This window comes from Agromyces sp. GQ35 (genome assembly GCF_059758475.1).
Window position 1 is genome coordinate 960,625 of sequence record NZ_JCAXEO010000001.1, and the last position, 25,627, is coordinate 986,251.

28 protein-coding genes are annotated in these 25,627 nt (G+C 70.1%); 8 read left to right on the forward strand and 20 right to left on the reverse strand.

Features of this window, described 5'->3' with window-relative positions; translation table 11 throughout:
- Positions 1 to 217: 217 nt before the first annotated feature.
- Genes AC6CH0_RS04480 through AC6CH0_RS04500 form a run of 5 tightly spaced genes read right to left on the reverse strand, consistent with a single transcriptional unit; the run spans position 218 to position 4,441 of the window.
- The gene (locus AC6CH0_RS04480) at positions 218 to 649 is read right to left on the reverse strand and encodes a Fur family transcriptional regulator (protein WP_498098535.1); all 432 of its coding nucleotides are present in this window, start codon (positions 647 to 649) and stop codon (positions 218 to 220) included.
- Entirely contained in the window at positions 646 to 1,488 is an 843-nt protein-coding gene (locus tag AC6CH0_RS04485; protein WP_498098537.1) for a metal ABC transporter permease, read from the reverse strand. Before AC6CH0_RS04485 ends, AC6CH0_RS04480 begins: the two co-directional genes overlap by 4 nt.
- Complete coding sequence (locus AC6CH0_RS04490; RefSeq protein ID WP_498098539.1) at positions 1,488 to 2,453, reverse strand: metal ABC transporter permease; 966 nt, start codon at positions 2,451 to 2,453, stop codon at positions 1,488 to 1,490. The genes AC6CH0_RS04485 and AC6CH0_RS04490 overlap by 1 nt, the downstream gene beginning before the upstream one ends.
- A gap of 46 nt (positions 2,454 to 2,499) precedes the next feature.
- Positions 2,500 to 3,303, reverse strand: a complete 804-nt coding sequence (locus tag AC6CH0_RS04495; protein ID WP_498098541.1) for a metal ABC transporter ATP-binding protein — start codon at positions 3,301 to 3,303, stop codon at positions 2,500 to 2,502.
- A gap of 4 nt (positions 3,304 to 3,307) precedes the next feature.
- Entirely contained in the window at positions 3,308 to 4,441 is a 1,134-nt protein-coding gene (locus AC6CH0_RS04500) for a metal ABC transporter substrate-binding protein (protein WP_498098543.1), read from the reverse strand.
- 155 nt (positions 4,442 to 4,596) lie between these two features.
- Here AC6CH0_RS04500 and AC6CH0_RS04505 point away from each other — a divergent pair, with 155 nt between their 5' ends.
- Positions 4,597 to 5,082, forward strand: coding sequence for a GNAT family N-acetyltransferase (locus tag AC6CH0_RS04505; protein WP_498098545.1), 486 nt, complete (start codon positions 4,597 to 4,599; stop codon positions 5,080 to 5,082).
- A 66-nt stretch (positions 5,083 to 5,148) separates the two neighbouring features.
- On the opposite strand, the gene AC6CH0_RS04510 is transcribed toward AC6CH0_RS04505, so the two are convergent.
- From AC6CH0_RS04510 to AC6CH0_RS04525, 4 genes are all read right to left on the reverse strand, one after another.
- The gene (locus AC6CH0_RS04510) at positions 5,149 to 6,624 is read right to left on the reverse strand and encodes a dihydrolipoamide acetyltransferase family protein (protein WP_498098547.1); all 1,476 of its coding nucleotides are present in this window, start codon (positions 6,622 to 6,624) and stop codon (positions 5,149 to 5,151) included.
- 63 nt (positions 6,625 to 6,687) lie between these two features.
- Positions 6,688 to 7,647, reverse strand: a complete 960-nt coding sequence (locus AC6CH0_RS04515) for an alpha-ketoacid dehydrogenase subunit beta (RefSeq protein ID WP_498101026.1) — start codon at positions 7,645 to 7,647, stop codon at positions 6,688 to 6,690.
- A gap of 98 nt (positions 7,648 to 7,745) precedes the next feature.
- Entirely contained in the window at positions 7,746 to 8,891 is a 1,146-nt protein-coding gene (locus AC6CH0_RS04520) for a thiamine pyrophosphate-dependent dehydrogenase E1 component subunit alpha (RefSeq protein ID WP_498098549.1), read from the reverse strand.
- Positions 8,892 to 8,907: 16 nt separating this feature from the next.
- Complete coding sequence (locus AC6CH0_RS04525; protein ID WP_498098551.1) at positions 8,908 to 10,041, reverse strand: histidinol-phosphate transaminase; 1,134 nt, start codon at positions 10,039 to 10,041, stop codon at positions 8,908 to 8,910.
- 52 nt (positions 10,042 to 10,093) lie between these two features.
- On the opposite strand from AC6CH0_RS04525, the gene AC6CH0_RS04530 reads away from it, so the two are divergent.
- Positions 10,094 to 10,480 carry a phage holin family protein gene (locus AC6CH0_RS04530; RefSeq protein ID WP_498098553.1) on the forward strand — a complete coding sequence of 129 codons (387 nt, stop codon included), beginning with the start codon at positions 10,094 to 10,096 and terminating at the stop codon, positions 10,478 to 10,480.
- Here the strand turns inward: AC6CH0_RS04530 and AC6CH0_RS04535 are convergent.
- The 3 genes from AC6CH0_RS04535 to AC6CH0_RS04545 form a co-directional block, all read right to left on the reverse strand.
- A complete protein-coding gene (locus tag AC6CH0_RS04535; protein WP_498098555.1) occupies positions 10,443 to 11,951 on the reverse strand; it encodes a hypothetical protein in 1,509 nt (502 codons plus the stop codon). The two genes, AC6CH0_RS04530 and AC6CH0_RS04535, sit on opposite strands and share 38 nt — an antisense overlap.
- The gene (locus AC6CH0_RS04540) at positions 11,936 to 12,358 is read right to left on the reverse strand and encodes a hypothetical protein (protein ID WP_498098557.1); all 423 of its coding nucleotides are present in this window, start codon (positions 12,356 to 12,358) and stop codon (positions 11,936 to 11,938) included. Before AC6CH0_RS04540 ends, AC6CH0_RS04535 begins: the two co-directional genes overlap by 16 nt.
- Before the next feature lie 110 nt (positions 12,359 to 12,468).
- Positions 12,469 to 13,356, reverse strand: coding sequence for an aminoglycoside phosphotransferase family protein (locus AC6CH0_RS04545; protein ID WP_498098559.1), 888 nt, complete (start codon positions 13,354 to 13,356; stop codon positions 12,469 to 12,471).
- A 112-nt stretch (positions 13,357 to 13,468) separates the two neighbouring features.
- On the opposite strand from AC6CH0_RS04545, the gene AC6CH0_RS04550 reads away from it, so the two are divergent.
- Together AC6CH0_RS04550 and purB are read left to right on the forward strand one after the other, a co-directional pair.
- Positions 13,469 to 13,996, forward strand: a complete 528-nt coding sequence (locus tag AC6CH0_RS04550) for a low molecular weight protein-tyrosine-phosphatase (RefSeq protein WP_498098561.1) — start codon at positions 13,469 to 13,471, stop codon at positions 13,994 to 13,996.
- Positions 13,993 to 15,390, forward strand: coding sequence for an adenylosuccinate lyase (purB, locus tag AC6CH0_RS04555; RefSeq protein WP_498098563.1), 1,398 nt, complete (start codon positions 13,993 to 13,995; stop codon positions 15,388 to 15,390). Before AC6CH0_RS04550 ends, purB begins: the two co-directional genes overlap by 4 nt.
- A 111-nt stretch (positions 15,391 to 15,501) precedes the next feature.
- Here the strand turns inward: purB and AC6CH0_RS04560 are convergent, their stop codons facing one another.
- From AC6CH0_RS04560 to AC6CH0_RS04570, 3 genes are read right to left on the reverse strand one after another with little or no spacing between them, the layout of a single operon-like run.
- Positions 15,502 to 15,801: a hypothetical protein gene (locus AC6CH0_RS04560; protein ID WP_498098565.1), complete on the reverse strand. Its 300-nt coding sequence runs from the start codon at positions 15,799 to 15,801 to the stop codon at positions 15,502 to 15,504.
- A complete protein-coding gene (locus tag AC6CH0_RS04565) occupies positions 15,798 to 16,385 on the reverse strand; it encodes a DUF308 domain-containing protein (RefSeq protein WP_498098567.1) in 588 nt (195 codons plus the stop codon). Before AC6CH0_RS04565 ends, AC6CH0_RS04560 begins: the two co-directional genes overlap by 4 nt.
- A 38-nt stretch (positions 16,386 to 16,423) precedes the next feature.
- The gene (locus AC6CH0_RS04570; RefSeq protein ID WP_498098569.1) at positions 16,424 to 17,416 is read right to left on the reverse strand and encodes a helix-turn-helix transcriptional regulator; all 993 of its coding nucleotides are present in this window, start codon (positions 17,414 to 17,416) and stop codon (positions 16,424 to 16,426) included.
- 116 nt (positions 17,417 to 17,532) lie between these two features.
- Between AC6CH0_RS04570 and AC6CH0_RS04575 the strand changes: the two genes are divergently transcribed.
- Positions 17,533 to 17,937, forward strand: coding sequence for a VOC family protein (locus AC6CH0_RS04575; RefSeq protein ID WP_498098571.1), 405 nt, complete (start codon positions 17,533 to 17,535; stop codon positions 17,935 to 17,937).
- Positions 17,938 to 18,061: 124 nt separating this feature from the next.
- On the opposite strand, the gene AC6CH0_RS04580 is transcribed toward AC6CH0_RS04575, so the two are convergent.
- The 3 genes from AC6CH0_RS04580 to AC6CH0_RS04590 are packed head-to-tail and all read right to left on the reverse strand — an operon-like array spanning position 18,062 to position 20,876.
- A complete protein-coding gene (locus tag AC6CH0_RS04580) occupies positions 18,062 to 19,435 on the reverse strand; it encodes an NAD(P)(+) transhydrogenase (Re/Si-specific) subunit beta (protein ID WP_498098573.1) in 1,374 nt (457 codons plus the stop codon).
- Positions 19,432 to 19,722: an NAD(P) transhydrogenase subunit alpha part 2 gene (locus AC6CH0_RS04585; RefSeq protein ID WP_498098575.1), complete on the reverse strand. Its 291-nt coding sequence runs from the start codon at positions 19,720 to 19,722 to the stop codon at positions 19,432 to 19,434. Before AC6CH0_RS04585 ends, AC6CH0_RS04580 begins: the two co-directional genes overlap by 4 nt.
- Complete coding sequence (locus tag AC6CH0_RS04590; protein WP_498098577.1) at positions 19,722 to 20,876, reverse strand: Re/Si-specific NAD(P)(+) transhydrogenase subunit alpha; 1,155 nt, start codon at positions 20,874 to 20,876, stop codon at positions 19,722 to 19,724. The genes AC6CH0_RS04585 and AC6CH0_RS04590 overlap by 1 nt, the downstream gene beginning before the upstream one ends.
- 324 nt (positions 20,877 to 21,200) lie before the next feature.
- Here AC6CH0_RS04590 and AC6CH0_RS04595 point away from each other — a divergent pair, with 324 nt between their 5' ends.
- Positions 21,201 to 21,914 carry an IclR family transcriptional regulator gene (locus tag AC6CH0_RS04595; protein WP_498098579.1) on the forward strand — a complete coding sequence of 238 codons (714 nt, stop codon included), beginning with the start codon at positions 21,201 to 21,203 and terminating at the stop codon, positions 21,912 to 21,914.
- 7 nt (positions 21,915 to 21,921) lie between these two features.
- Here AC6CH0_RS04595 and AC6CH0_RS04600 read toward each other — a convergent pair whose 3' ends face one another.
- Positions 21,922 to 23,820, reverse strand: coding sequence for an FAD-binding monooxygenase (locus tag AC6CH0_RS04600; protein WP_498098581.1), 1,899 nt, complete (start codon positions 23,818 to 23,820; stop codon positions 21,922 to 21,924).
- 111 nt (positions 23,821 to 23,931) lie between these two features.
- Positions 23,932 to 24,351: an Lrp/AsnC family transcriptional regulator gene (locus AC6CH0_RS04605; protein WP_498098583.1), complete on the reverse strand. Its 420-nt coding sequence runs from the start codon at positions 24,349 to 24,351 to the stop codon at positions 23,932 to 23,934.
- 70 nt (positions 24,352 to 24,421) lie between these two features.
- Here AC6CH0_RS04605 and AC6CH0_RS04610 point away from each other — a divergent pair, with 70 nt between their 5' ends.
- Entirely contained in the window at positions 24,422 to 25,042 is a 621-nt protein-coding gene (locus tag AC6CH0_RS04610) for a LysE family transporter (RefSeq protein ID WP_498098584.1), read from the forward strand.
- A gap of 148 nt (positions 25,043 to 25,190) precedes the next feature.
- Complete coding sequence (locus tag AC6CH0_RS04615; protein ID WP_498098586.1) at positions 25,191 to 25,625, forward strand: iron chaperone; 435 nt, start codon at positions 25,191 to 25,193, stop codon at positions 25,623 to 25,625.
- The last annotated feature ends 2 nt before the right edge of the window (positions 25,626 to 25,627 follow it).

The window sequence follows — 25,627 nt, forward strand, 5'->3', positions numbered from 1 at the left end:
ACTCAAGCGCGGAGCGTTGCTGCGTCTCCGGGCGAATGAAGCCTCCGTCGCACACGGCCATCGGGGCCGGATGCTCTGCCGCCGAACCGTACGTTTCGGCATGCCGATTTCGGAATGCTGGAACGCGGACTGGGCGATGCGGTCTTGCAGGACCGGGGACTACGCTACCGAGGTCAGCCGCCCAACCCCAAATCGAGTCAGCAGAATTGAGCTTTGATCAGCGCTTCTGCGCGATGGGCGGTGCTGCCGGGTCGGCAGCGGACTGCAGCAGGGTGCAGTTCGCGCACAGTCCGAACACGTCGACGACGTGCGCCGCACCGGTGAACCCGTGCTCGGCGGCCACGGCCTTGGCCCAGGCCTCGACCTCGTCGGCCGCGATCTCGACGGTGAGCCCGCAGTTGCGGCAGATCAGGTGATGGTGATGTCCCGTCGTGCTGCACGCGCGATAGAGCGCCTCGCCGTCGGGGGACTGCAGCGAATCGGCTTCACCGTTCGATGCGAGGTCGCCGAGGGCGCGGTACACGGTGGCGAGACCGATCGGCGAGCCGCTGGCGTGCAGCGTCGAGTGCAGCGCCTGCGCGCTGATGAACCCCTCGGTGTCGTCGAGAGCCTCGCGAACGGCCTCTCGCTGCCAGGTGTTGCGCTTCATGTGATGCGTGCGTCCTCTGCGGTCTCGACAGGTATGGAGACTCGCTTCAACGGTAGCGCCCTCAGCTTGGAGATTCCCAGAGACAGCAGGAAGAACGCGGTCGCCGCGAGGGCGATCGCAGGTCCGGCAGCGATCGCAAGGCCGCGCGAGGCGACGACGCCGAGCACCCCCGCCGCGGCGCCGATGACCGGGGCGACGACGAGCAGCCCGCGGAACGACGTCACGACGAGGCGCGCGGCGGCGGCTGGTGCAGCGATCAACGCGATGGCGAGGATCGCCCCGACGGCAGGCAGCGAGCTGACGACGGATGCCGCCGTCAGGCCGAGCACGAGCAGCTCGACCGGCCATTCGCGGAACCCGGCGGCCCGGAACCCGTGCGGGTCGAACGTCGAGAATGCGATCTGCTTGCCGAACAGGACGACGCACAGTGCGGCGACGACCGCGACACATGCTGCGAGCAGAATATCTCCGTCACCGACCGTGAGGATCGAGCCCACGAGCAGCGACTCCGCCCGCACCGGCAGCCCCGGAACCAGCGCTTGCAGCAGGGCTCCGGCCGCGAATCCACCGGTGAGCACGATGCCCGCCGCGACTTGCGCCCCCTGCCGACGAACGCGGGCGATCCCGGCCATGACACCGACCAGGGCCACGGATGCCACGGCGGCGCCCGCCGGCACGCTCACGCCGAGTGCCGCAGCCGCCACCGCCCCGGGGTAGGTGCCGTGGGTGAGCGCCTGGGCGAAGAACGTGCGACGGCGCACCACGACGAGTGCCCCGACGAAGCCGGCTCCCGCGCCGATGACGATCGCGGCGAGCAGCGCTCGCTCGAAGTACCCCATCAGCGCCCCTCCCCCGGTGCCGCCGGTCGATCCGCCGTCGGTCGAGCGGTCTCGGCCGGTCGAGGAGCGCCCGACGAAGGAGGCCGCGTATCGGGACCCGCACCCCGACGCGACCGCCGTTCGCGCCCGAACACCCGACTGCCGAACAGCACCAGCCCGTACCCGACCACGAAGACCGCCACCACGGTGCTGCCGGCCGGCAGGTCGAGCCCGGTTCCCACCGAGACGGCGAAGCCGAGCGCCAGACCGAGCCAGGCCGCGATCGCTGCGAACACCGCCGCGACCGGAAACAACCACCACAGTCGGATCGTCATGAGGCGGGCGGCCGCGCCCGGCACGATCAACAGTGCGAGTACGAGCAGCGTGCCGATCGTGCTCGCCGCGGCCACCACCACGAGCGCGATCGCGGCGTTCAGCACGAGATCGAGCACGAGCGCCGAGTCCCCGGCAGCACGGCTGCCCTTCGCGTCGAAGGCGCGATAGAGCTGCTGCTTCACCGTGATCGACACCGCGACGAGTGCCACGACGCTCACCAGGATCAAGGGCAGCACCTCGCCGGGCGGGATCGTGAGCACTCGTCCGAACAGCAGCGCCTCGAGCTCGCCGGCGTAGTCGTCGCTGCGCGAGACCACGATCACACCGACGCTGAATGCAGCCGTGAGCACGATGGCGATCGCGGCATCGGACGTGATGCCTGCGCGATCGAGCCAGGTGAGCGCGAGCGCGCCCCCGAGCGCGGCGATCGCCGCTCCGGGCAGGAGCCCTGCAGTGCCTCCGAGCGCGAGGCCGATGGCCAGTCCAGGGAAGACCGCGTGCGTGAGACCGTCGCTGATGAACTCGAGCCCCCGCAGGTTCACGAGGACCCCGACGACGCCGGCGACGACGGCGAGTACGAGCATCACGAGCAGGGCGCGGCCCATGAACGGTACGGCGAATGCCCCGAAGAGGGCGTCGGTCAGCGACATCCGTCACCGCCTGCTCCAACGGAGAGCGTATATGTCGATCTCGGCATCAATGACCTTCGTGGCCGGGCACGACGAGAGTGTGCTCGTCGAGTTCGACCTCGAGGCCCTCGAAGCACTCCTGCACGTTGCCGAGCGTCAGCACCTCGTCGACGGGACCGCTCGCGAGCTGGGTGCCGTTGACGAGCACCACCGAATCGCAGACGAGCCGTGCCAGTTCGAGGTCGTGGGTCGAGACGAGCACCGCCACTCCGCGCGTCTTCAGGGTGCGGATGGTGTCGACGAGCGCGTCGCGGTTCGCCTGATCGAGCCCGTTGAACGGCTCGTCGAGCAGCAGCAACGCGGGCTCCGACGCGAGCGCCCGCGCGAGCAGGCCGCGTTGCCGCTGTCCGCCGGAGAGTTCCCCGAACGGGCGGCGGGCGAGGGCGGTCAAGCCCACCGTCTCGAGTGCGTCGCGCACCGCGGCTCGATCGGCGCGCCCGGGCCAGCGAAGCAGGCCGAGCCGCCGGTAGCGACCTTGCATCACCACCTGTTCGAGGCTGATCGGGAAGTCGGGGTCGAGTTCGGCCGACTGGGGGAGGAACGCGATCATGCCACTTGCGGCATGCGCCGTGCTCGAACCGCCGGATGCCGCGGAGTCCGCGCCATCCGGAGCGCCGAGCTCGATCGTTCCCGCAGTCTTCGGCACGAGCCCGAGCACGCCCTTCAGCAGCGTGGACTTGCCGGCGCCGTTCGGCCCGATCAGCGCCACCGCCTCGCCCGGCATGATGTCGAGCTGCAGTCCGCTGACTCCGGAGCCGCCCGGATACGTGAAGGCGGCACCGCGCAGACGCAGCACGGGGGAGACGCTCATAGTGTCATCCTTGCAGTGCTGCGGGCACCGCGGTAGGCGTCACGCCCCAGGACTCGAGGATCAGGCGCGCATTGTGCATCTGGCTGCCGATGTAGGTCTCACCGTCGCTGCCGTCGACGCCGAGTGAATCACCGTAGAGTGCGTCGGGTCCGGAGTAGACGGTGACGCCCGCTTCTGCGGCGATCGTCTCGGCGGCCTTCGGCGAGATGGACGCCTCGGAGAAGACGGCCTTCACGCCGGTCGCTGCGATCTTCGCGACCAGGTCGTCGATCTCGGCGGCGCTCGGTTCGGCGTTGTCGTCGAAACTCGGAATGACACTGCCGACGAAGGTGATGTCGTACGCGTCGACGAAGTACGTGAACGCGTCGTGGTTGGTGACGAGCAGGCGATCGGCCGGCGGCACGGCCTCGACGTTCTCCTCGATCCACCCGTCGAGAGCGTCGAGCTCGGCGAGATACCCGGACTCGTTCTGCTCGATGGCGGCGGCGTCGACGCCCGGCACGTCGGCGAGACCGTGCGCGATGTTCTCGACCATCTGTTCGGCGAGCTCGGGGTCGGTCCAGATGTGCGGGTTGCCGGAGCCGTGGTCGTGGTCATCGTGCGAGTCGTCGGCGTGCTCGTCGGCGTGCTCGTCGGCGTGTTCGTCGGGAGCGTCCGTCTCGGCGGCATCCGCATCGTGATCGTGGTCGTCGACGGCTGCGTCGCCTTCTGCAGCGTCGTCGTGAGCATCGTCGTGGTCGTCGGTACCGAAGAGCTCGATGCCCGTACTCGCGTCGATCACCGTGCCATCGAAGCCGGACGCCTGCACGGCGTCATCGAGCCAGCTCTCGAGCCCGGCCCCGTTGACCACGAGCGCATCGGCGTTCGTGAGCGCGAGCAGTTGTGCCGCCGACGGGTCGAAGCTGTGCGCACTCTGCCCCGGTGAGAGCAACTGAGTGACCGAAGCGGTGTCGCCCACGAGCTCGCGGGTGAAGTCGCCGACCTGGGTCGTCGTCGCGACGATCGTGGGGCCGTCGGCGTCATCGGATGCCGCGGGTGCCGCGCACCCTGCGAGCACGAGTGTCGCCGAGATGAGCACCGCGCCGCCGGCGATGCAGACGAGGGGACGGCGAGGCGAGGTGCTGGATGGTGCGGTCATGATTCCACGGTAGGCTTATTGATAATGATTGTCAAAACCACCAGACAACGGCGGGCGGCACTCTGGGTGAACACCCGAGTGAGACCGGGGCATTCCCGGCGTCATCCTGTGCAGAGATCTGGCGAGTGTCGCACCGACGTGGGAGAGTGAAGCACGTGGATACGACGACGACCCCGCTCACGTTGCATCCGTTCACCGTCGCCGATGCCGAGCGAGTGCTCGCCGGCGAGGTCGACCCGCACGACGGGTGGGAGGGCGCATACGCCTTCACCGACGAGCCCGAGCTGCTCGCCGAGTACCTTCGTGCGGTGCAGGAGAACGGCGACCCGATGCCCTTCGGGCCGTACCTCGTGCGGCGCGGCCACGACGGCGCGGCGATCGGGGGAGTGAACCTGTTCGGGCCGCCCGGCGACGACGGGGCCGTCGAGTTCGCCTTCGGACTCGTGCCGGCCGTGCGCGGCCAGGGGCTCGCGCCTCACACGGTGACCGCTGTGATCGAGCTGGCGCGTGCCGCCGGCGTCGCGATCCTGCGCGCAGAGGCAGAGGTGGGCAACCTGCCTGCGAGGCGTGCACTCGAGAGCGCCGGCTTCACGCAGGCAACACGCACCCTCGACGCGATCACCTACGAGCTGCAGCTCTGACCTCACGCTCGGCTTCGGTGGGCATGCCCCCTCTCGCGGCTTCGACCGCGTAACCTGTGAAGCCGGTTACTCGAGGAGCAGCGCGGGTTCCTCGATGATCGAGGCGACATCGGCGAGGAAGCGCGACGCCACATCGCCATCGACGACGCGGTGGTCGAACGACGCACCGATCGTCGTGACGAAGCGCGGGCGCACCTCGCCGTCGACGACCCAGGGCTTCTGCTTGATGGTGCCGAGCGCCACGATGGCGACCTCGCCGGGGTTCAGGATCGGGGTGCCCGTATCCATGCCGAAGACCCCGATGTTCGTGATCGTGATCGTGCCGTTCTGCATCTCGGCCGGCTGCGTCTTGCCCTCGCGCGCGGTGAGCGTGAGCTGCTCGAGCGCAGTCGCGAGCTCGACCATCGACATCGCCTGCGCGTCTTTGACGTTCGGCACGATGAGCCCGCGCGGCGTCGCCGCGGCGATGCCGAGGTTGACGTAGTGCTTGACCACGATCTCGGAGTCGGTCCACTGCGCGTTCACCGTGGGATTGCGCCGCACCGCCCAGACGAGGGCCTTGGCCATGATGAGCAACGGTGAGATCTTCACGCCCGCGTAGTCGGGTGCGGCCTTCAGGCGCTTGAGGTACTCCATCGTGCGACTCGCGTCGACGTCGACGAAGAGGCTGACGTGCGGCGCCTGGAACGCGCTCTGCACCATGGCGTTCGCGATCGCCTTGCGCACGCCCTTGACCGGGATGCGCTCCTCGCGGCCCGACGGCCACTCGGGCGTCTGGATGTTGCGGAACACGCTGGCCTGGCTCGCCTCGCGAATCACGTCGTCGCGGGTGATGTCGCCGATCGGGCCGGTGGGCGCGACGCGCGACAGGTCGACGCCGAGGTCTTTCGCGAGCTTGCGGATCGGCGGCTTCGCGATCACGGGTACTCGTGCGGCCGGACGGGTCGGAGCCGGAGCAGGGGCGGCGGATGTCGCAGCGGCGACCGACCCGGCGGCGGGGCTCGCCGGTGCCGGCGGGGCCGGGGGAGTCGGAGCCGGGGGAGCGAGGTGCCCGTGCGCACCTTCGGGCGTGGGATGGCGACGGCGACGCGTCGCAGCGGGGCCCGAGCTGCCGTGGCCGACGAGCACCGCGCCGCTCTCTTCGGCGGCAGGCGCGGCAGCGGGGGCAGGCGCCGCGGCGGCGGTCGCGGTCGCGGCGGTCGCGTTGGCTGCCGCCACCGTCGCGGATGTCGACGGTGCCGCGCCGGCAGCGGCGTCGGCCACGGCGCCACCGGTGGGCGCATCGGTCGCGAGCCCCGCGGCATCCGTCTGGATCACCAGAATGGGCGTGCCGACGTCGACCGTGCTGCCCTCACCGACGAGCAGTTCGGAGACGACGCCTTCGAAAGCGCTCGGCAGCTCGACGAGCGACTTCGCCGTCTCGATCTCGACGAAGACCTGGTCGAGGCTGATGCGGTCACCGGGTGCGACGCGCCACTGCACGATCTCGGCCTCGGTGAGACCCTCGCCGACATCGGGGAGGGGGAATCGGATCTCGCTCATGCTCTTTACCCTCGCAGTCGGTCTATGCCGTCATCGTCATGTCAGTGCGCCGCGGCGCCGTCGTCAGAACGCCAGGGCCCGATCGACGGCTTCGAGCACCCGGTCGGGGCTCGGCAGGTACTCGGTCTCGAGCGCCGCCGGCGGGAACGGCGTGTCGAAGCCCGAGACCCGCAGCACCGGCGCCTCGAGCGCGTAGAACGCCCGCTCGGCGACCGTCGCGGCGATCTCGGAGCCGATGGACACGTTGCCGTACGCCTCTTGCGCGACCACGAGTCGGCCGGTGCGGTGCACCGAATCGAGCAGGGGGCCGTAGTCGATGGGGGAGAGGGAGCGGAGGTCGACGACCTCGAGGCTCCGACCCTCGGTGGCCGCGATGTCGGCGGCCTGCAGCAGGGTCGCCACCATCGCCCCGTGCCCGACGACCGTCACGTCGGTGCCGGGCCGCATGATGCGGCTCGCGTGCAACGGCAGGCCGGTGTGGTCGAGGTCGACCGGGCCCTTCGGCCAGTACCGGCTCTTCGGTTCGAAGAACAGCACGGGGTCGTCGGAGCGGATCGCCTCCTGGATCATCCAGTACGCGTCGTGCGGGTTCGACGGGCTCACGACGCGCAGCCCGGGGGTGTGTGCGAAGTACGCCTCTGGACTCTCTTGGTGGTGCTCGATCGAGCCGATGTGCCCGCCGTAGGGCACGCGGATCACGACGGGCATCGAGATGCTGCCGTCGTGGCGCACGGTCTGTCGGGCGAGCTGGGTCGTGATCTGGTCGAAGGCCGGGAAGATGAAGCCGTCGAACTGGATCTCGATGACGGGCCGGTAGCCGCGCATCGCGAGCCCGATCGCGGTGCCGACGATCGCCGACTCGGCGAGCGGGGTGTCGAGCACGCGCTTCTCGCCGAACTCCGCCGAGAGGCCCTCGGTCACGCGGAAGACGCCGCCGAGCGGGCCGATGTCTTCTCCCATGAGCAGCACCTTGTCGTCGGCGCGCATGGCGTCGCGGAGGCCCGCGGTGATCGCCTTGGCCATCGACAGGGTCTGCACGCCGCGCACGCCGGGCGCCTCACTCGTCGCGGCGGCGTCGGTCGCGGCATCCGTCACGGGGGTCTCCTCTTCGGTGCGGGCGCTCATGCCGCGCTCCCGTCAGGTGCGGTGTCGAACGAGTTCTCGAACTGGTCGAGCCACTCGGCCTGTTCGGCCATGAGCGGGTGCGGCTCGCTGTAGACGTGCTCGAAGATCACCTCGCGCGTGGGCGCCTGCAGTTCGAGCGCCCGGTGCCGGAGGTCGGCGGCGATGTCGTTCGCCTCGTCGTCGACGCCGGCGAAGAAGGCTGCGGATGCCCCGCGACCCTCGAGCCATGCGCGGTAGCGGGTGATCGGGTCGCGTGCCTCCCAGTAGGCGACTTCGTCGTCGGTGCGGTACTTCGTGGGGTCGTCGGCAGTGGTGTGGGCACCCATTCGGTAGGTGACGGCCTCGATGAGGCTCGGGCCGTCGCCGGCGCGGGCCTCTTCGAGCGCCTGACGGGTCACGGCGTAGCTCGCGAGCACGTCGTTGCCGTCGACGCGAATGCCCGGCATGCCGAAACCGCCGCCGCGCAGCGACAGCGGGCTGCGCGACTGGCGCGAGACCGGAACCGAGATCGCCCACTGGTTGTTCTGGATGAAGAAGACCTGCGGCGTCTGGTAGCTCGACGCGAAGACGAGGGCTTCGCTCGCGTCACCCTGCGAGGTCGAGCCGTCGCCGTAGTACACGAGCACCGCGGCATCCGTCTCTGGATCGCCAGTCGCGGTGGCGCCGTCGAACTGGAGGCCCATGGCGTACCCCGTCGCGTGCAGTGTCTGCGACGCGAGCACGAGCGTGTAGAGGTGGAAGTTGCCGTTCTCCTCGGGGTTCCAGCCGCCGAGGGTCGCGCCGCGCAGCAGCGCGAGGATGCGCACCGGGTCGAGGCCGCGGATGATGCCGACGATGTGCTCGCGGTACGACGGGAAGAGGTGGTCTTGCGGGCGCGCCGCGTGCGCGGAGCCGACCTGCGCCGCCTCTTGCCCGTGACTCGGCACCCACAGCGCGAGCTGGCCCTGCCGCTGCAGGTTGGCGCCCGCGACGTCGATGCGCCGGGAGACCGCCATGTCGCGGTAGAAGCGCTCGAGCTCGGCGTCGCTGAGCGCCTCGACGAGCGGGAGGTACGCCTCGGCTTCGGGGGTGGGGCGGAGTGCGCCCTCGGGGGTCAGGAGCTGAACCGTCGGCGCGGTGAACTCTCTCTCGCGGGCTGCCACCGTTCCACGCTACCCGTTAGTCGGGGAGCCCTTCTTGTGACGCAGGTACAAGCTCACTGAGAATCGTAAGGAGGATCTCCACAGACTGCTCCTCGCCGATCGAGACTCGAATGCCCTCTGGGGCGAAGGCCCGCGTCACCACCCCTGCGTCGAAGAGGCGGTCGGCGACCGCCGTCGTCGCCTCGCCGCTCGGCAGCCAGATGAAGTTGCCACGAGCCACCGGCACGGGCCAGCCCTGTTCGAGCAGTGCCTCGCGCACGCGATCGCGGCGCTCTGCGATGACGGCGACCCGCTGGAGCAGCTCGGCCGCTGCTGCCGGCTCGAGCGAGGCGAGGGCAGCGGATGCCGCGGCCGCAGTGACCCCGAGCGGGATCGCGGTGGCGCGGGCCGCGTCGAGCAACTCGATCGGACCGACGGCGTAGCCCACGCGGAGCCCGGCGAGCCCGTACGCCTTCGAGAAGGTGCGGAGCACGACGAGGTTCGGGTAGCGGCCGATGAGCGCGCGGCCGTCGACCGGGGCGTCACCGCCACGGTCGGCCGCTTCGCCGGCGTTCACGAACTCGATGTACGCCTCGTCGAGCAGCACGAGCCGGTCGGCGGGAACCTTCGCCATGAACGACTCGAACTCGGCGGCGGTCACGATGACGCCCGTGGGGTTGTTAGGCGAGCAGACGATGACGACGCGGGTGCGATCGGTGACGGCGGCGGCCATCGCGTCGAGGTCGTGCCCGTGATCGGCGCGGTTCGGCACGGGCACGCTCCTCGCGCCGGCGACGGTGACGAGACCGGGGTAGGCCTCGAACGAACGCCACGAGTAGACGACCTCGTCGCCGGGGGACGCAGCCGCGAGGATGAACTGGGCGAGGAGCGAGACCGACCCTGCGCCGACGAGCACCTCATCGGCGCTGACGCCGAAACGCTCGGCGAGCCGTTCGCGCAGGGCGAGGGCGGTTGCATCGGGGTACCGGTTGATGTGCTCGGCCGAGGCGGCGACGGCATCGACCACTGACGGCAGCGGGTCGAACGGGTTCTCGTTGCTCGAGAGCTTGAAGCCATCGGCCGGCGCCGGGCGCCCCTGACGATACGGCGGGAGGGCGGCGATCTCGGGGCGCAGGCGTACGCGTGCGCCCGTGGGCTCCAGTGCGGTCACGAATTCCACCGTACCCCTTCGCCCGGCGGGCGCCGTCTGACAAGGTGGAGGTATGCGGTTCATCGTCAAGGTCATCGTCGTCGCGTTCGCCCTCTGGCTCACGACCCTCATCGTCGCTGGCGTCAACGTGGTGCCCTACGAAGACACCACGGTCGCCAGCGTGCTCACCTACCTGCTCGTCGCGCTCATCTTCGGGTTGGTCAACGCGGTCATCGGCAACCTGATCAGAATCGTCGCCTTCCCGCTCTACGTGCTGACGCTCGGCCTCATCTCGTTCATCGTCAACGGGTTGCTGCTGCTGCTCGTCGACTGGATCAGCGACCTCATGGGCTTCGGTCTCGTGGTCGACAGCTTCTGGTGGGGCGTGCTCGGGGCACTCGTGCTCGGACTCATCAGCTGGCTCATCGGCCTCGTGGTTCGCCCGTCGTCGAAGGACTGACCTCGCGGGTGCCGATCCAGCGGCTCATCTCCCCGCTGCGGTCACCGGTGAACCCGGCGAGCCGCTCACGGAACGCGACGAGGCGCAGCTCCTCTGACGCGTCGACCAGCGTGCCGGTCTGCTGGTAGCGCCCGAGTTCGTGCGCCGGCACGGCGGTCTCGTACTCGACGCCGGGCTCGAGCACGCTGCGTGAGACGGTCAGGCGGTCGGGCGACGGATGCCCTGTGCCGCCGGTCGCCGGCACGAAGTCCTCCTCGTGCTCGATCGACAGCAGCGGCACGCCGTCGCGAAGCGGGGCAGTGGCGACCGGGCCGCCGACGCTGACCGCCGCGACCACGTTCAGCTCGGGGTCACCGGCGAGCGCGGCCGCCACGACGCCACCACCGGAGTGCCCGACGGGGATCAGTGGGTCGCCGGGCCGGGCGCCCGCCTCGGCCAGGGCCAGGCGCACGGCACGTTCGCCCGCGCCGGACTCTGCGCCCGAGAAGCGCAGGGTGTCGAGGGTCGAGTCGTCGGCGATGCCGTGCAGGTTGTTCGTCATGTCGTGCGTCTCGACGCCCGCCGTCAACCCGAAGTCGACCGTGCCGCCGATGTAGACGACCCAGCGGGCATCGTCGGGGTCGCCGTACCGTTCGACGCGGATCTGCGCCCCGGCGTCGGTCGTCGGGATGCGCTCGACCAGTTCGCCGATGCCGGTCGGCGGGGTCACCGGCCCCTGCTCGGGGTGGGCCGCACCCCGGGCGGCGGGCTCGCGGGCGCTCTGGTCGGCGCGACCGTCGGGCAGCGCTCGGGTCACCCGCACGGGAGCATCGACGAGTACCCGGCTGCCCGTCGCGGCACCGATCACCCCGGCGACGCCCAGGAGCATCGATGCGCTCTCGGGCGCGCCGACGGTGATGCCGGCCTGGGTGACCGGGCCCGGCAGGTGGAGGAGACCACCGGCGAACTCGTCGGCGGAATCCGCGGCCACTCGCACGAGCCTGACGAATGCCGGATCCGAGAGCAGCTCGCGGTGGTCGGCGAGCCAGTCGGTCAGCGGGCTGCGGCCACCGGTGATCGCGCTGATCGCGATGGAGGGCAGTGCTGCCACGACGATGAACGGCGCCGCCCAGCCCAGTGCCCACGCGCCGACCCGCCCGGCCATCGCCCACAGGCCGTCGACCATGCGCTCGGTGAAGCCGTACCGCTCGGCGCTCTCGATGAGCGAGTACCGCAAGAGGCCCGCCTCTGCGTGCGCCGAGGCGAGTCGGCGGATGGCGAGATCGAGCTGCCAGCACGGATCGGGCTGCACGCTCCACGCCGAGCCTCGGGCGATATCGAGCCGTGAGATTCCGCGCATGATGACCCCGGCACGTTCCGACCAGTCGCCGACGACGTGCTCGACCGTCATGAGCCGCACCGCCTCGGCGAACAACTCGTCGACGGCGACCGCGGTCGAACCCCCGCCGGAGAGGATCAGCGCGTCGTCCACGCTGCCGCTGCTTCGACGTCGACGCGGTGCGCCCGCGACGCATCCTGGCGAGCCGAGTCGGCCTGCAGGTCGAGCGCGCGACGCTCCTCGACGCGAACGGCCTTTTCATACGCCGCGAGCTCCGCGCGCATGTTCGCGATGCACGTTTCAAGCTCGGACTCGGCACCGGCGAGCGTTCCTTCGACCGAGGCGAGGGTTGCACGAAGGGTGTCGAGGCGTTCGAGATAGCGGTCGGCCGCGGTTGAACGCCAGCCGTCGGCACCGACCGGAACGATGGCCGGCCAACGGTCGCGCACCTCGGCGAGCAACGACCTGAGCATCACGAGGTGACGGGCGGCTTCTTCGGCGCGTTCCGGTGTGGCGGCGGTTCCCGTGAGTGCGGCGATCAGGGGATCGAGATCGGACATGCTCCGAGTCTCATCGGCGCGAGGCATCCGCTCATCGATCACCGCGAACGCTCGTGCGATCGGCGCGATGCAGCGGCTGTTGAGGCCGAGTCGGGCAACGTCCGACGCCCTCAGTCGGCCAGCACCTGCTCGAGCGCGTGCACACCCACCCGACCCAGGCGTCCTCCGGTGCCGATCGTGTCGACGATCGAGCTGCCGAGCACGAGCGCCCAACCGCGAGCGCGCTCCCACATCGCGGCATCCGTCGACCGTCGCCGGTCGACCTCGGCGCGGAACACCGCGCGAGCCGGGCCGTCGAACGTGAGCCACGCCGTCGCGAGGTCGCACGCCGGGTCGCCGGCGCAGACGTCTCCGAAGTCGACCACTGCAGCGAGACCGCCGGATGCGTCGAGCATGAGGTTCGCCGGGTGCAGGTCTCCGTGCAGCCAGGTCGGCGGGCGCGTCCATTCCGGTGCGGCGAGCGCCCGGTGCCACACCGCGCGCAGCGCGTCGCCATTCGGAAGCCCGCGCTCGAGCCTCGCCCGCACGGCCTCATCGCGCGCAGCGAGTGGTACGCCTCGATACTCGTTGAACGGTGCTTCGAGCGGTGCCGGCACCCCGAGCTCGACGACGAACCCCGCGAGCGCCGACGCCGCGGTCGTGCGCGCTGCGGCGGGCACGTCGGCCGCGGAGTCGCCGTCGAACCACGGCAGGATGCTCCACGGGAAGTCGAAGCCGAGCTCCGGCGCCGGCCGGCCGATGCGCACGGGAGCGGGCACCGGAATGTGCACGCGCTCGGCGATGCCGGGCAGCCACCGCTGCTCGTGCAGCACGAGACCGGCCGCGACCGAACGGCGGGGCAGCCGCACCACATGGTGCTCGCCGAGCCGGAACATCACGTTGTCCCAACCGTTGGCGAGGCGCGCGATCGGGGCCGCGAGGTCGGGATGCTGCGCCGCCACGAGCGCCTCGGCGAGCGCTTCGTCGACATGGATGTCGGGCTCGGGGGCATCCGTCATCGTCGCTCCCTTCGCATCTGACCGAGCTCGCCCCATCGCAAGGCGGCTCGCCAGCGTACCGCCCCCGAATTGGCTGCTGTGCGCTCGGCCGATGTCGTCCAGAATGGAACCCATGACGCGAGCGGATTCCGCTGGGGACGCCGCGCAGCCATTCCGGGTTTCCTTCGTGTGCACGGGCAACATCTGCCGATCACCGATGGCGGAGGTCGTGCTGCGCGCCCACGCCGACCGTGCCGGGCTCGCCGGCCGGCTGGCGATCGAGTCCGCGGCAACCGGCGACTGGCACGTCGGCGAGCCCGCCGACCCCCGCACGGTCGACGCGCTCGCCCGTGCAGGCTACGACGGTCACCACCACCGAGCCCGTCAGTTCGACGCCGCCGACTTTCCGCGACTCGACCTCGTCGTGGCGTTCGACCGGGGGCAGGCGCGAATCCTGCGCAATTGGGCACCGAACGCGGCCGAGCAGGAGAAGGTGCGGATGCTGCTCGAGTTCGAGCCCGAATCGACCGCGCTGGAAGACGTTCCCGACCCCTACTACTCCGACGCGGTGATGTTCGATCGAGTACTTGAGATGATTGAACGGTCGACGTCGGCGCTCTTCCGGCAACTCGCACCCGCACTCAGACAAGGAATTCGATGACTACGCTGCCTCCCCAGCCGCTCAGCCCCCTCGACGGCCGGTACCGCTCCGCGGTCGGCGAGCTCGGCGAGCACCTCTCCGAGGCGGGGCTCAACCGGGCGCGCGTGCACGTCGAGGTCGAGTGGCTGATCGCGCAGACCGACCGCGGGTTCTTCGGTACCTCGACGCTCTCGGAGCACGAGAAGGCAGCACTCCGCCAGGTCGTCGCCGACTTCGGCCAGGCCGACATCGACGAGCTCGCCGGCCTCGAGGCGACCACCCGCCACGACGTCAAGGCCGTGGAGTACTACGTGCGCCGCCGCCTCAGCGACCTGGGACTCGACGCCATCTCGGAGCTCACCCACTTCGCCTGCACGAGCGAAGACATCAACAACCTCTCGTACGCCGTCACCGTGCGCGACGCCGTTCGCGACGTGTGGCTGCCGAAGTACCGCGGAGTCATCGAGACGCTCGAAGCGCTCGCGCGCGAGCACCGCGACGCCTCGATGCTGTCGCGCACGCACGGCCAGCCCGCGACGCCGTCGACCATGGGCAAGGAGCTCGCGGTCTTCGCCTACCGCCTGCGCCGCATCGAGCGGCAGATCGAGGCGACCGAGTACCTCGGCAAGTTCTCGGGTGCGACCGGCACGTTCTCCGCGCACGTCGTCGCGGCTCCGGATGTCGCGTGGCCCGAGGTCTCACGCGAGTTCGTGGAGTCGCTCGGCCTGACCTGGAACCCGCTCACCACGCAGATCGAGTCGCACGACTGGCAGGCCGAGCTGTATGGCAAGATCTCGCACGCCAACCGGGTTCTGCACAACCTCGCGACCGACATCTGGACCTACATCTCGCTCGGCGTCTTCCGCCAGATCCCGGCGCCCGGCGCCACCGGCTCGTCGACGATGCCGCACAAGGTCAATCCGATCCGCTTCGAGAACGCAGAGGCGAACCTCGAGCTCTCGTCGGCGCTGCTCGACTCGCTCGCCGCGACGCTCGTGACCTCGCGCATGCAGCGCGACCTCACCGACTCGAGCGCGCAGCGCAACATCGGCGTCGGCTTCGGGCACTCGATGCTCGCGCTCGACAACATCCAGCGCGGCCTCGGTGAGATCGACCTCGACCTCGTCGTGCTCGCTGCAGACCTCGACTCGAACTGGGAGGTACTCGGCGAGGCGATCCAGACGGTGATCCGCGCCGAGGTCGTCGCCGGTCGATCGACGATCGCCGACCCCTACGCGATGCTCAAGGAGCTCACCCGCGGCAAGCGCGTCGGCGCCGCCGAACTCGCCGAGTTCGTCGAGGGCCTCGAGATCGGCGACGACGCCAAGCAGCGACTGCTCACGCTGACTCCGGGCTCGTACACCGGCATCGCTTCAGAACTCGTCGACCGGCTCGCCACCCCGCCGGTCGAGTAGGCGCGCAGCGCCGCCCGCCGGTCGAGTAGGCGCGCAGCGCCGTATCGAGACCCTGCGAATGGTCTCGATACGCTCGCTGACGCTCGCTACTCGACCGACGGCGGCCGCGGCTCAGTGGCCGCGCTGGGAGGGGGCGTCGGGGTCGGGCGGGACGTCACGGGATGCCGCGTCGCCGTCGAGCTCGGCGGTCTCTTCGGCGTTCGGCTTGACCGCCATCGACAGCAGCGCGAGCACCACGAGCACCACGATGAACACGATGCCGGCGACGATGAGCGCGAGCATCGGCTCGCGAGCCGTGATGAGCACCACGAGTCCGGTGAAGATCGCCGCGATCGCCGCGCCGCCGACGTACTCGGCGGGGCGCAGCACGTCGCGCCGACTCGGCTTGTAGTGATCGGGGTTCTGGGTCACGAGGTCTGCTCCGTTCCGGATGCGTGAGACGCGGCATCCGCTGGGCTGGTGGCCCACTTCAGCGAGAACCCGCCGATCAACAGGTAGACGCCGAGGATGACGAGGTAGCCGCCGAGCAGGCCGACCGTGGTGACGGCGTCGAGCGGGAACACGAGGAAGACGATCGCGAGAATCGCGGTGAGGGCGCCCACGGCGATCCAATCGCGAGCGGCCGCCGACCGGCCGCGCGCACGCAAGCCCGCGAAGAGCTCGACGAAGCCGGTGACGGCCGCCCAGACACTCACGAGGTAGAGCAGGAACGGCAGGCCGCCCGGCACGCTCACCGCGAGCAGACCGGCGGCGACGGTGACCACGGCCACGATCACGAAGAGCGAGCGGATGCCGCGTTCCGTCGTCAGTCGCAGGGTGAGCGCCCCGACGACGAGCCCCGACACGATCGCCCACGCACCGAAGACGAGCAGGCCGAAATCGGGGGAGTGGTTCTGCGAGAACGTGATGACGGCGGCGGGCACGAGGGCCAGGATGCCGCGAACGACGGGGACGACCCAGTACCGGGCACGCTCGGGGGCGGCGGCGATGGCCACGACGACCTCTTTCACATCGGTTGGGGTACCGATCCATCCTACGCGGGAGGCACCTGTGCGGAGTCCGGGGGCGGCGTGCTCGATGCGCGCGGTGCATTGCGGACGACGAGCGCCTCGCCGAGGCGGGAGAGCTCATTCCGAAGCGACTCGGGCTCCACGACCTCGAGGTACTCGGCCCATCCGGCGAGCCCCCGCGCGATCATCGCCGCGGTCGGCGCCGTCACCCGCACTCGTGAACGCCCGGGGTCGAGCTCGGCCTCCTCGACCGCACGCTGGCCGAACTGCGTCTGCAGCAGCGGCACGATGCCGGAGTCGACGATGATCGTCGCGGTGGCGCTCGCCCGCTGCCGGTCGACGGCGGCGGTCACGCGCTCCCAGACTTCGGTGAGGTCGAGGCCGTCGGGCCGGTCGGCTGCCTCGTCCGTGCGCACGGCATCGAGCATGCGGTCGACGCGGTAGGTGCGCTCGGCGCCGTCGACGGCGCCGAGCAGGTACCAGTGCTCCTGCTTCTGCACGAGGCCCCACGGGTCGACGATGCGTTCGACGGGCTCGCGGTTCCACGCGGCGTAGCGGACGCGAAGCCGCACTCGATCGACGATCGCCGTTTCGAGCACGGGCAGCAGCTCGGGTCGCACGGGCGACGGCCGGCCCCATTCGCCGGCATCGATGACGACCGCTTCGGCGGCCGCCTCGGCGTTCGTGCGAAAGGTCTCTGGCAGTGCCCGCACGAGCTTGCGGAGGGCGGCCTTCGCTTCGGGGTCGACGGATGCCGCGGGCCCGGCCAGCAGGAAGAGCGCGCGTGCCTCACCGGCCGAGAGCCCGCTGAGGTCGGTGCGCGCCCCACCGAGCAACTGCCACCCACCGCCACGGCCGATCTGCGGATACACGGGAATGCCCGCGGTCGAGAGCGCCTCGAGGTCACGGCGGGCGGTGGCGACGGAGACCTCGAGCTCTTCGGCGAGCTGCGCAGCGGTCACCCGACCCCGCGCCTGCAGGGTGAGGAGGACGGCCACGAGACGATCTGCGCGCATGTTCTCATTCTCGTCAGAAAAGTAGTCAAGAGGTGAGCACTTCTGCATTCGAGACTGTATTCATCACCTCGGAACACGGATGCATCACACGATGCGCACTCGAAAGGAACCCGCTCATGCTCAGAGGATTCGCCACCGTCAGCTACTACGCCGCCGATCTCGAGGCTGCCGCCGCCTGGTACGCCGAGGTGCTCGGCATCGAGCCCTACTACCGGGTGCCCGGTTACATCGAGTTCCGCGTCGGCGACGACGAAGACGAGCTCGGCCTGATCGACGCGAGGTACCGCCCGCCGGCACCCGAGGGACCGGCCGGCGAGGTCATCCACTGGCACGTCGACGACGTGCACGGCGCGTACGCGCGCCTGCTCGAACTCGGCGGCGCGAGCTACCAGGAGCCGACCGAACACGGGCCCGGCTTCGTCACGGCCTCGGTCGTCGACCCGTTCGGAAACATCCTCGGGGTCATGTTCAACCAGCACTGGGCCGACGCCCACACGCAACGACCCGCGCCGGTCGAGTAGCGAACGCCAGCGAGCGTATCGAGACCCACGACTGGTCTCGATACGCTCGCTTCGCTCGCTACTCGACCGGCGGGAATCGCTGCCTACTCGACGGGCGGAGTTCGTTCCCTACTCGACCGGCGGACTACAGCGACTTCACCGCCGCGAGCACCTTGCCCAGCGAGTCCTTCGCGTCGCCGAAGAGCAGTGTCGTCTGGGGCTCGAAGAGCAGCTCGTTCTCGATGCCGGCGAAGCCCGGCCGCATCGAACGCTTCAGGAACACGACCTGCCGCGCGGCGTCGACCTCGAGGATCGGCATGCCGTAGATCGGTGAGCCGGGCGTGGTCTTCGCGGCCGGGTTCACGACGTCGTTCGCGCCGACGACGAGCGCGACATCCGCCGTCTTGAACTCGGGGTTCACCTCGCTCATCTCCTTGAGCGACTCGTAGGGCACGTTCGCCTCGGCGAGCAGCACGTTCATGTGCCCCGGCATGCGACCGGCCACCGCGTGGATGCCGAAGACGACCTCGATGCCGCGCGACTCGAGTTCGCTCTGCAGCTCGGCGACGGTGTGCTGGCCCTGCGCCACGGCGAGCCCATAGCCGGGCACGATGATGACCTTCTGGGCATAGCCGAGAAGCACGGCCACATCTTCGGCGCTCGACGAGCGCACAGGCCGGTCGGAGGCCACGGTCGACCCCGCCGTCGAGCCGCCCTTGAAGGCGCCGAAGAGGATGCCGGCGACGCTGCGGCCCATCGCCGACGCCATCGCGCGGGTCAGGATCGTTCCGGAGGCGCCGACGAGCGTGCCGGCGATGATGAGCACCACGTTGCCGAGCACGAAGCCCGACGCCGCGACGGCGAGGCCCGTGAACGCGTTCAGGAGCGAGATGACGATCGGCACGTCGGCGCCGCCGACCGGCAGCACGAGCAGCACGCCGGTGATCAGCCCGAAAGCGAGCAGCACGACCGCGAGCCAGCCCGCACCCGTGAAGATCACGGCGACGGATGCCGCGAGTGCCACGAGTACCGAGGCGGTCATGATGACCGGCAGGCCGGGGAAGATCACGGGCCGGGTCGTCATGAGCTCCTGCAGCTTCGCGAAGGTCACGAGCGACCCCGCGAACGAGACGGCGCCCACGAGCAGCGTGAAGACGATCGCGAGGCGCACCCACGGGTCATCCGTGTGGGGCAGTTCGAGCAGCGCGACGAGTGCGGCCGCGCCACCGCCGACACCGTTGAAGAGGGCGACGAGCTGCGGCATCTGCGTCATCTGCACCCGGCGCGCGATCGGCGCGGCGATGGCCGAACCGATTGCGATCGCCGCGAGGATCCACGGGATGTTGTCGAGCTTCATCGAGAGGAACACGGTCACGACCGCGACGAGGGCGCCCGCCGCGCCGATGAGGTTGCCGCGGCGAGCGGTCTTCGGCGAGCTGAGGCCCTTCAGGGCGAGGACGAAGCAGATCGCGGCGACCAGGTAGAGCAGCGCCGTCCAGACGGGGGAGAGGAGCGTCATCGACCCGCCTCCTTGCGACCGCGGAACATCTCGAGCATGCGGTCGGTGACGACGAATCCGCCCACGAGGTTCGCGGTGGCGAGCACGACCGCGAGGAGCGCGAGTACGAGCGTCCACCCGTCGGCTGCCTGCCCCGCGACGATGATCGCACCGACCAGGATGATGCCGTGGATCGCGTTCGCGCCCGACATCAGCGGGGTGTGCAGGGTGCTCGAGACCTTCGAGACCACTTCGAATCCCACGAACACCGACAGCACGGTGATCGTGAGCAGGGCGATGCCGTCCATCAGTCGTGTCCTTCCTGGTTGAGGGCCTCGGCCGTGGGCGCGTGCCGCACCTCGCCGGCGAAGGTGAGGCAGGCCCCCGCGACGACCTCGTCGTCGAAGTCTGGTTCGACGACGCCGTTGTGCGTCATGAGCTCGACGAGGTTCGCGACGTTCTTCGCGTAGAGCCGCGAGGCGTCGGCGGGCATCGTCGACGCGACATCCTTCATGCCGACGATCGTCACCGTGCCATCGCCGCCGGCGGTCGGCACCGCGACATCCGCCCCGGCGACGGAGCCCTCGACGTTGCCGCCCGACTCGGCCGCAAGGTCGATGACCACCGAGCCGGGCCGCATCGCCGCGACCATCTCGCTCGTCACGAGCCGCGGTGCCGGGCGACCAGGGATCGCCGCGGTCGTGATGAGCACGTCGGCATCGGCGATGTACGGTGCGAGCAGCCGCCGTTGCGTCGCCGCACGGTCTTCGCCGAGCTCTTTCGCGTAGCCGCCCGCCGCGTCTGCGGCCGTGTCGAGCTCGAGGTTGATGAAGGTGCCGCCCATCGAGGCGACCTCGTCGGCCGACGCGGCGCGCACGTCGTTCGCCGACACCCGGGCGCCGAGCCGCTTCGCCGTGCCGATCGCCTGCAGGCCCGCGACGCCGGCGCCGAGCACCACGACCTTCGCCGGTGGAATCGTGCCGGCCGCCGTCATGAAGAGCGGGAAGAACCGGGGCAGGCGCATGGCCGCCTCGAGTACGCACCGATACCCCGCCACGAGCGCCTGGCTCGTCAGCGCGTCCATCGACTGCGCCCGCGAGATGCGCGGCACGAGTTCGAGCGCGAAGGACTTCACTCGGGCATCGCGCAACGCCCGCACCGTCTCGAGCTCGCTCGACGGCGAGGCGAGCCCGACCGTGATCGTGCCGCCGCGCAGTGCTGCGACGGTCTCGGCCGTGAGCGGGCGCACGTGCAGCAGCACGTCGATCGCGCCGAGGTCGAGCCCGTCGACGAGCTCTGCTCCCGCCTCGGCGTACCGCACGTCGCCATGGCCTGCTGCCTCACCGGCACTGCGCTCGATGGCGAGCTGCAGGCCGAGCGCGGCCAGTTGCCGAACGGTCTCGGGTGTCGCCGCCACCCGGCGCTCACCATCACGCCGCTCTCTCGGGATACCGACTCGCACGAAGCCTCCTTCAGACATGGGAGTGCAGCGGTGCCGTCGGCGAAGAGGGATCTCCGGTGCCGCGGCGCTGCTGCACGTGTCGTTCAGCGTACGGCTCCACGGGGCATCCGTTCGATGGATTCGCCGCATTCCCGGTGGAAAGTTCGTGCGTTCTTTCGGTCGGCGGAAATCGAGCGTCGATCGCGCTCGAGGCGCGGGACGGATGCCGCCGGGCGGCAGCGCGCGCACCGGGCGTATCCGAATACCGGTCGCGCCGTCCTAGTATCGGACGAACGACGCCGTTGGAGCCGACGGTCGGGGCGCGCACGTACGAAGGGCAGGGCGATGGCGGACAAGCCGGCAACGCACGCGGGTTCGCAGACGCTGAGCCGCGGCATCCGCGTGCTCGAGATTCTCGCCGCCGCCGACCGCAACCTGACGATCGACGAGCTCGCGGGTTCGCTCGGTGTGCATCGCTCGGTCGCCTACCGGCTGCTGCGCACGCTCGAAGACCACGGGCTCGTCACCCGCGACGCCGCCGGCCGCCTCGCCCTCGGCACGGGGCTCGCCGCACTCGCCTCGGGCGTGGCCCGGGATCTGCAGCACCTCGCGCTGCCCGAGCTCAACGAGGTCGCGAACGAGCTCGGCATGACGTGCCTGCTCGCCGTACTCGTCGACCACGAGGAGGCGGTGACCCTCGTGAGCGCCTCGCCCCGCCAATCGGTCGCCGTCGTGTCGTATCGCCCCGGCCACCGGCATCCGATCACACGCGGCGGGCCCGGCAAGGCGATCCTGCTCAGCCTTCCCGAGAGCGCATGGCCGGCCGAGCTGCCCGACGGACTCCGCGACGAGATCGCCGAGAGCCGGGAGCGCGGCTACGCGCGAAGCCACGACGAGGTCGTGCCCTCGCTCAGGTCGGTCGCCGTTCCACTGACCCTGCCGGGCCAGCCGCCGGCCTCGATCGCCGTGATCCACGTCGCGTTCACGCGCCCCGAGGCCGAGATCGCCGAGCGCCTGCAACTCGCCGCGGCGAGCATCGCCAGGGCGTACGGCGCCTGACGGCGACTCAGCGGGCGAGCAGGATGCCTCGGAAGAACTCGGCCAGTTCCCCGACCGCGTCGAACGGCAGCACGTTCGCGACGTAGTGGTCAGGGCGCACCACCACGACCGCACCGCCGCGGTCGATGCCGCGCGATTCGAAGATGTCGTGCTGGGGGTCGGCGGCATAGACCTTCTCGTAGTCGATCAGCTCGAACGGCCCCGTGCGCGGGAAGAACACCCGGGGAACCCGGCCGAGATCGACACCGGTGTGGTCCTGCTGGTAGACCACCTTGACGTCGAACAGGCTGTCGAGTTCGGCGCCCTCGGGGGTGAAGGCGACGACGGGCGAGTCGGATGCCTCGGCGAGCCAGTTCGCCCAGTCCGCGAGCGCCGTACCGTGCTCGGCGGGCGCCGCGGCATCCGCGAAGGCGTAGATGCGCCACCGCCCGTCGGCGCGGTGATGGTGACCGAGCTGCACCGGATTCGTGTCGGCGACTCGCTCGACCTGAGCCGATGTGAAGCGCTTGCCGATCGGGAAGCCGGTCGCGAGCGACTGATGCGTGTCGGCGGCGATCAGCATCGACGGCGCATACCGGGTCATGAACCCCGCCGGGAACTCGGCGGTCTGCACGTAGAAGTCCTCGAGCTCCGACGGGCTCGCATACTCCTCGGGCTTCTTCGCCATGAGGGTCGACCACTGCCGGTCGAAGTCGATGAGGTCCTTCGCGACGACGTGCCGCTCGGCGTGGTAGGTCTCGAGCAGCCGTTCGGGGCTCCGGCCGTCGAGCACGTGTCCGAGCTTCCAGCCGATGTTCCAGCCGTCCTGCATCGACACGTTCATGCCCTGGCCGGCCTTGGCACTGTGCGTGTGGCACGCGTCGCCCGTGATGAAGACCCGCGGAGTGCGGCTTCCCTGCTCGTCGACGGGAACGTCGTCGAATCGATCGGTCAGGCGGTGCCCGACCTCGTAGACGCTGTGCCAGGGCACGTTCCGCACGTCGAGCGAGTACGGGTGCAGGATCTCGTTCGCCTTCGCGATGATCTGGTCGAGACTCGTCTGCCGGACCGCACCGTGATCGGCGGCCGGCACTTCGCCGAGGTCGACGTACATGCGGAAGAGGTGCCCGCCCTCGCGCGGGATGAGCAGGATGTTGCCCGCTTCAGACTGGATCGAGCACTTGGTGCGGATGTCGGGGAAGTCGGTGACGGCGAGGGTGTCCATGACACCCCACGCGTGGAACGCCTGGGCGCCGAGGTGCTTCGCGCCGATCGCGTCGCGCACGGCGCTGCGGGCACCGTCGGCGCCGACGACGTACTTGGCACGGATGACACGGTGCCGGCCGTCGAGCGCACCGCCCGTGTGGATCAGGGTGACGGTGACCGGGTGGTCGCTCTGCTCGCGATCGTCGGCGACCTCGAGCGTGTGGAACTCGTAGCCGTAGTCGGGCGTGATTCGGGCGGGAGAGTTGCGTGCGAATTCGGCGAAGTAGTCGAGCACTCGCGCCTGGTTCACGATGAGATGCGGGAACTCGCTGATGCCGCTCGGGTCGTCGGCTGCGCGCGCCGCCCGGACGATGCGCGACGGGTCGCTCGGGTCGGGCTTCCAGAACGCCATCTCGGTGATGCGGTAGGCCTCGGCGGTGATCCGCTCGGCGAACCCGAACGCCTGGAAGGTCTCGACGCTGCGCGCCTGGATGCCGTCGGCCTGGCCGATCGCGAGTCGGCCGCCTCGGCGTTCGATGATGCGCGTCGTGACATTCGGGAACTGCGCGAGTTGGGCTGCGGCGACCATGCCCGCCGGGCCCGAGCCGACGATGAGCACGTCGACCTCGTCGGGCAGGTCTTCGGGCCGATCGATGCCGACGCCCGCGGCGGGTTGCACGCGCGGGTCACCGGACACGTAGCCGTAGTGGTGGAACTGCACCGCGTCTCCTCTCCTGCCCTGCGTCGCTGCAGGGCGAGTTCGATAATAGAATGGGAGATTCTCATATCGCGCAGTCAGCTTAGGCTGCCGGGCGCGCGGCGACAAGCCCGCTCAGCGAAGCGCCAGTCGAGTCTGCGTCTGAGCCGCCCCGCCCTCCTTCTTCAGGCTTCGGAGGAGGCGGTCGAGCGCGGCGGTGTCGCGGACCCGCACGTGCAGGAGATAGTCGTGCGGTCCGGTGACGTGCACGGCGTCTCGGATCGCCGGGAGCCGAGCGGCCCAGGCGAGAAACGCGTCGGAGTCCGCCCCCGGCTCGAGGCGGACGTCGACGAATGCCTCCAGCGCTGCGCTCGAATCGACCACATCGTCGGCGAGCACGACGCGGTACCCGAGGATGACGCCCTCACGCTCGAGCCGGCGCACGCGTGCCGCCGTCGCGTTCGTGCTCAGCCCGACCCGGCGACCGATCTCACTGAACGATGCCCGCCCGTCGGTGCGCAACACGCCGATGATCTGCTCGTCAAGTTGGCTCATGCGGTGAATTCTCTCACCCAGACGGCGCATTTGCGCAGTTCGCCCGCGCGCTCTCGGCCACGCTTGGCTCATGGAAGCCCTCACCGCACTCGGCCTCGGCGTGCTCGCCGGATTCGCCGTCGCGGTCCCGCTCGGTGCGATCGGCGTGCTCCTGGTGCAGGAGGGCGCGACCCGCGGTGCCAGGCGCGGGCTGGCGGCGGCGGCAGGGGTCGGCACCGTCGATGTCGTCTACTGCATCGTCGCCGTGACCGTCGGCTCCCTGCTCGCACCCGTCATCACCGGTTGGGGCCCCTGGCCGGGCATCGTCGGAGGCGGCGTGCTGATCGCGCTGGGTCTGCACGGCCTCCTGAAACTGACGCGGGCACGCGTGGGCGAGCCGGCTGAGACCGAACTCCCGGGCCGGCGGCGGTACCTGCTCTTCTTCGCGCTCACCGCGATCAACCCCGTCACCCTGCTCTACTTCGCCGCGCTCGTGACGAGCCTCGGCGAGACGATCGCGTCACCCGTCGCCGCCACGGTCTTCGTCGCCGGGGTCGGCGTCGCATCACTGAGCTGGCAAGTGCTGCTCGTTGCGCTCGGGGCGGGGATGCGGCAGAAGTCGGGTGGCGGCCTCAAGCGATGGACACCCGTCGTCGGCAACGGCATCGTCGCCGTCCTCGGCGCGGCGATGATCGCACACGCCTTCGCGTAGGGCGGCTCGAGCGCGCGCGGCGGCACGGGCGCGCGGCATTCGATCGGGCAGGATCGGAGAAGCGTGCGACGGATGTCCCCGCCTAACCTGAGATCGATGTCGCACGATCCGCGGCGTCGCCGACGAATCGCCGAAGGAGAGCACGACGATGGCCACCACCGACTCAGGACTCAGCAAAGACGAGCGCGACGCCGTCAAGCAGCGCGCGAAGGAACTTCGCGAGCAGGAGAAGGCCGGCAAGAACCGGGCGGCCGGCGACAAAGCCGTGCGCGACGCGATCGCTGAGATGGAACCCGACGACAAGTTGCTGGCCGAAGGGCTCTACAAGGTCGTGACCGACGTCGCGCCCGACCTGATGCCGAAGACGTATTACGGCATGCCCGGCTTCGCGAACTCCGAGGGCAAGATCGTCGTGTTCATCCAGGCCGCCAAGAAGTTCAAGACCCGCTACGCCACGATCGGGTTCGAAGACCGGGCCGCACTCGACGACGGCGACATGTGGGGCGTCGGCTTCGCGGTTCGCAACTGGACTCCGGCCGTCGAGCAGAAGGTCGCCGAACTCGTGCGCAAGGCCGTCAGCTGACG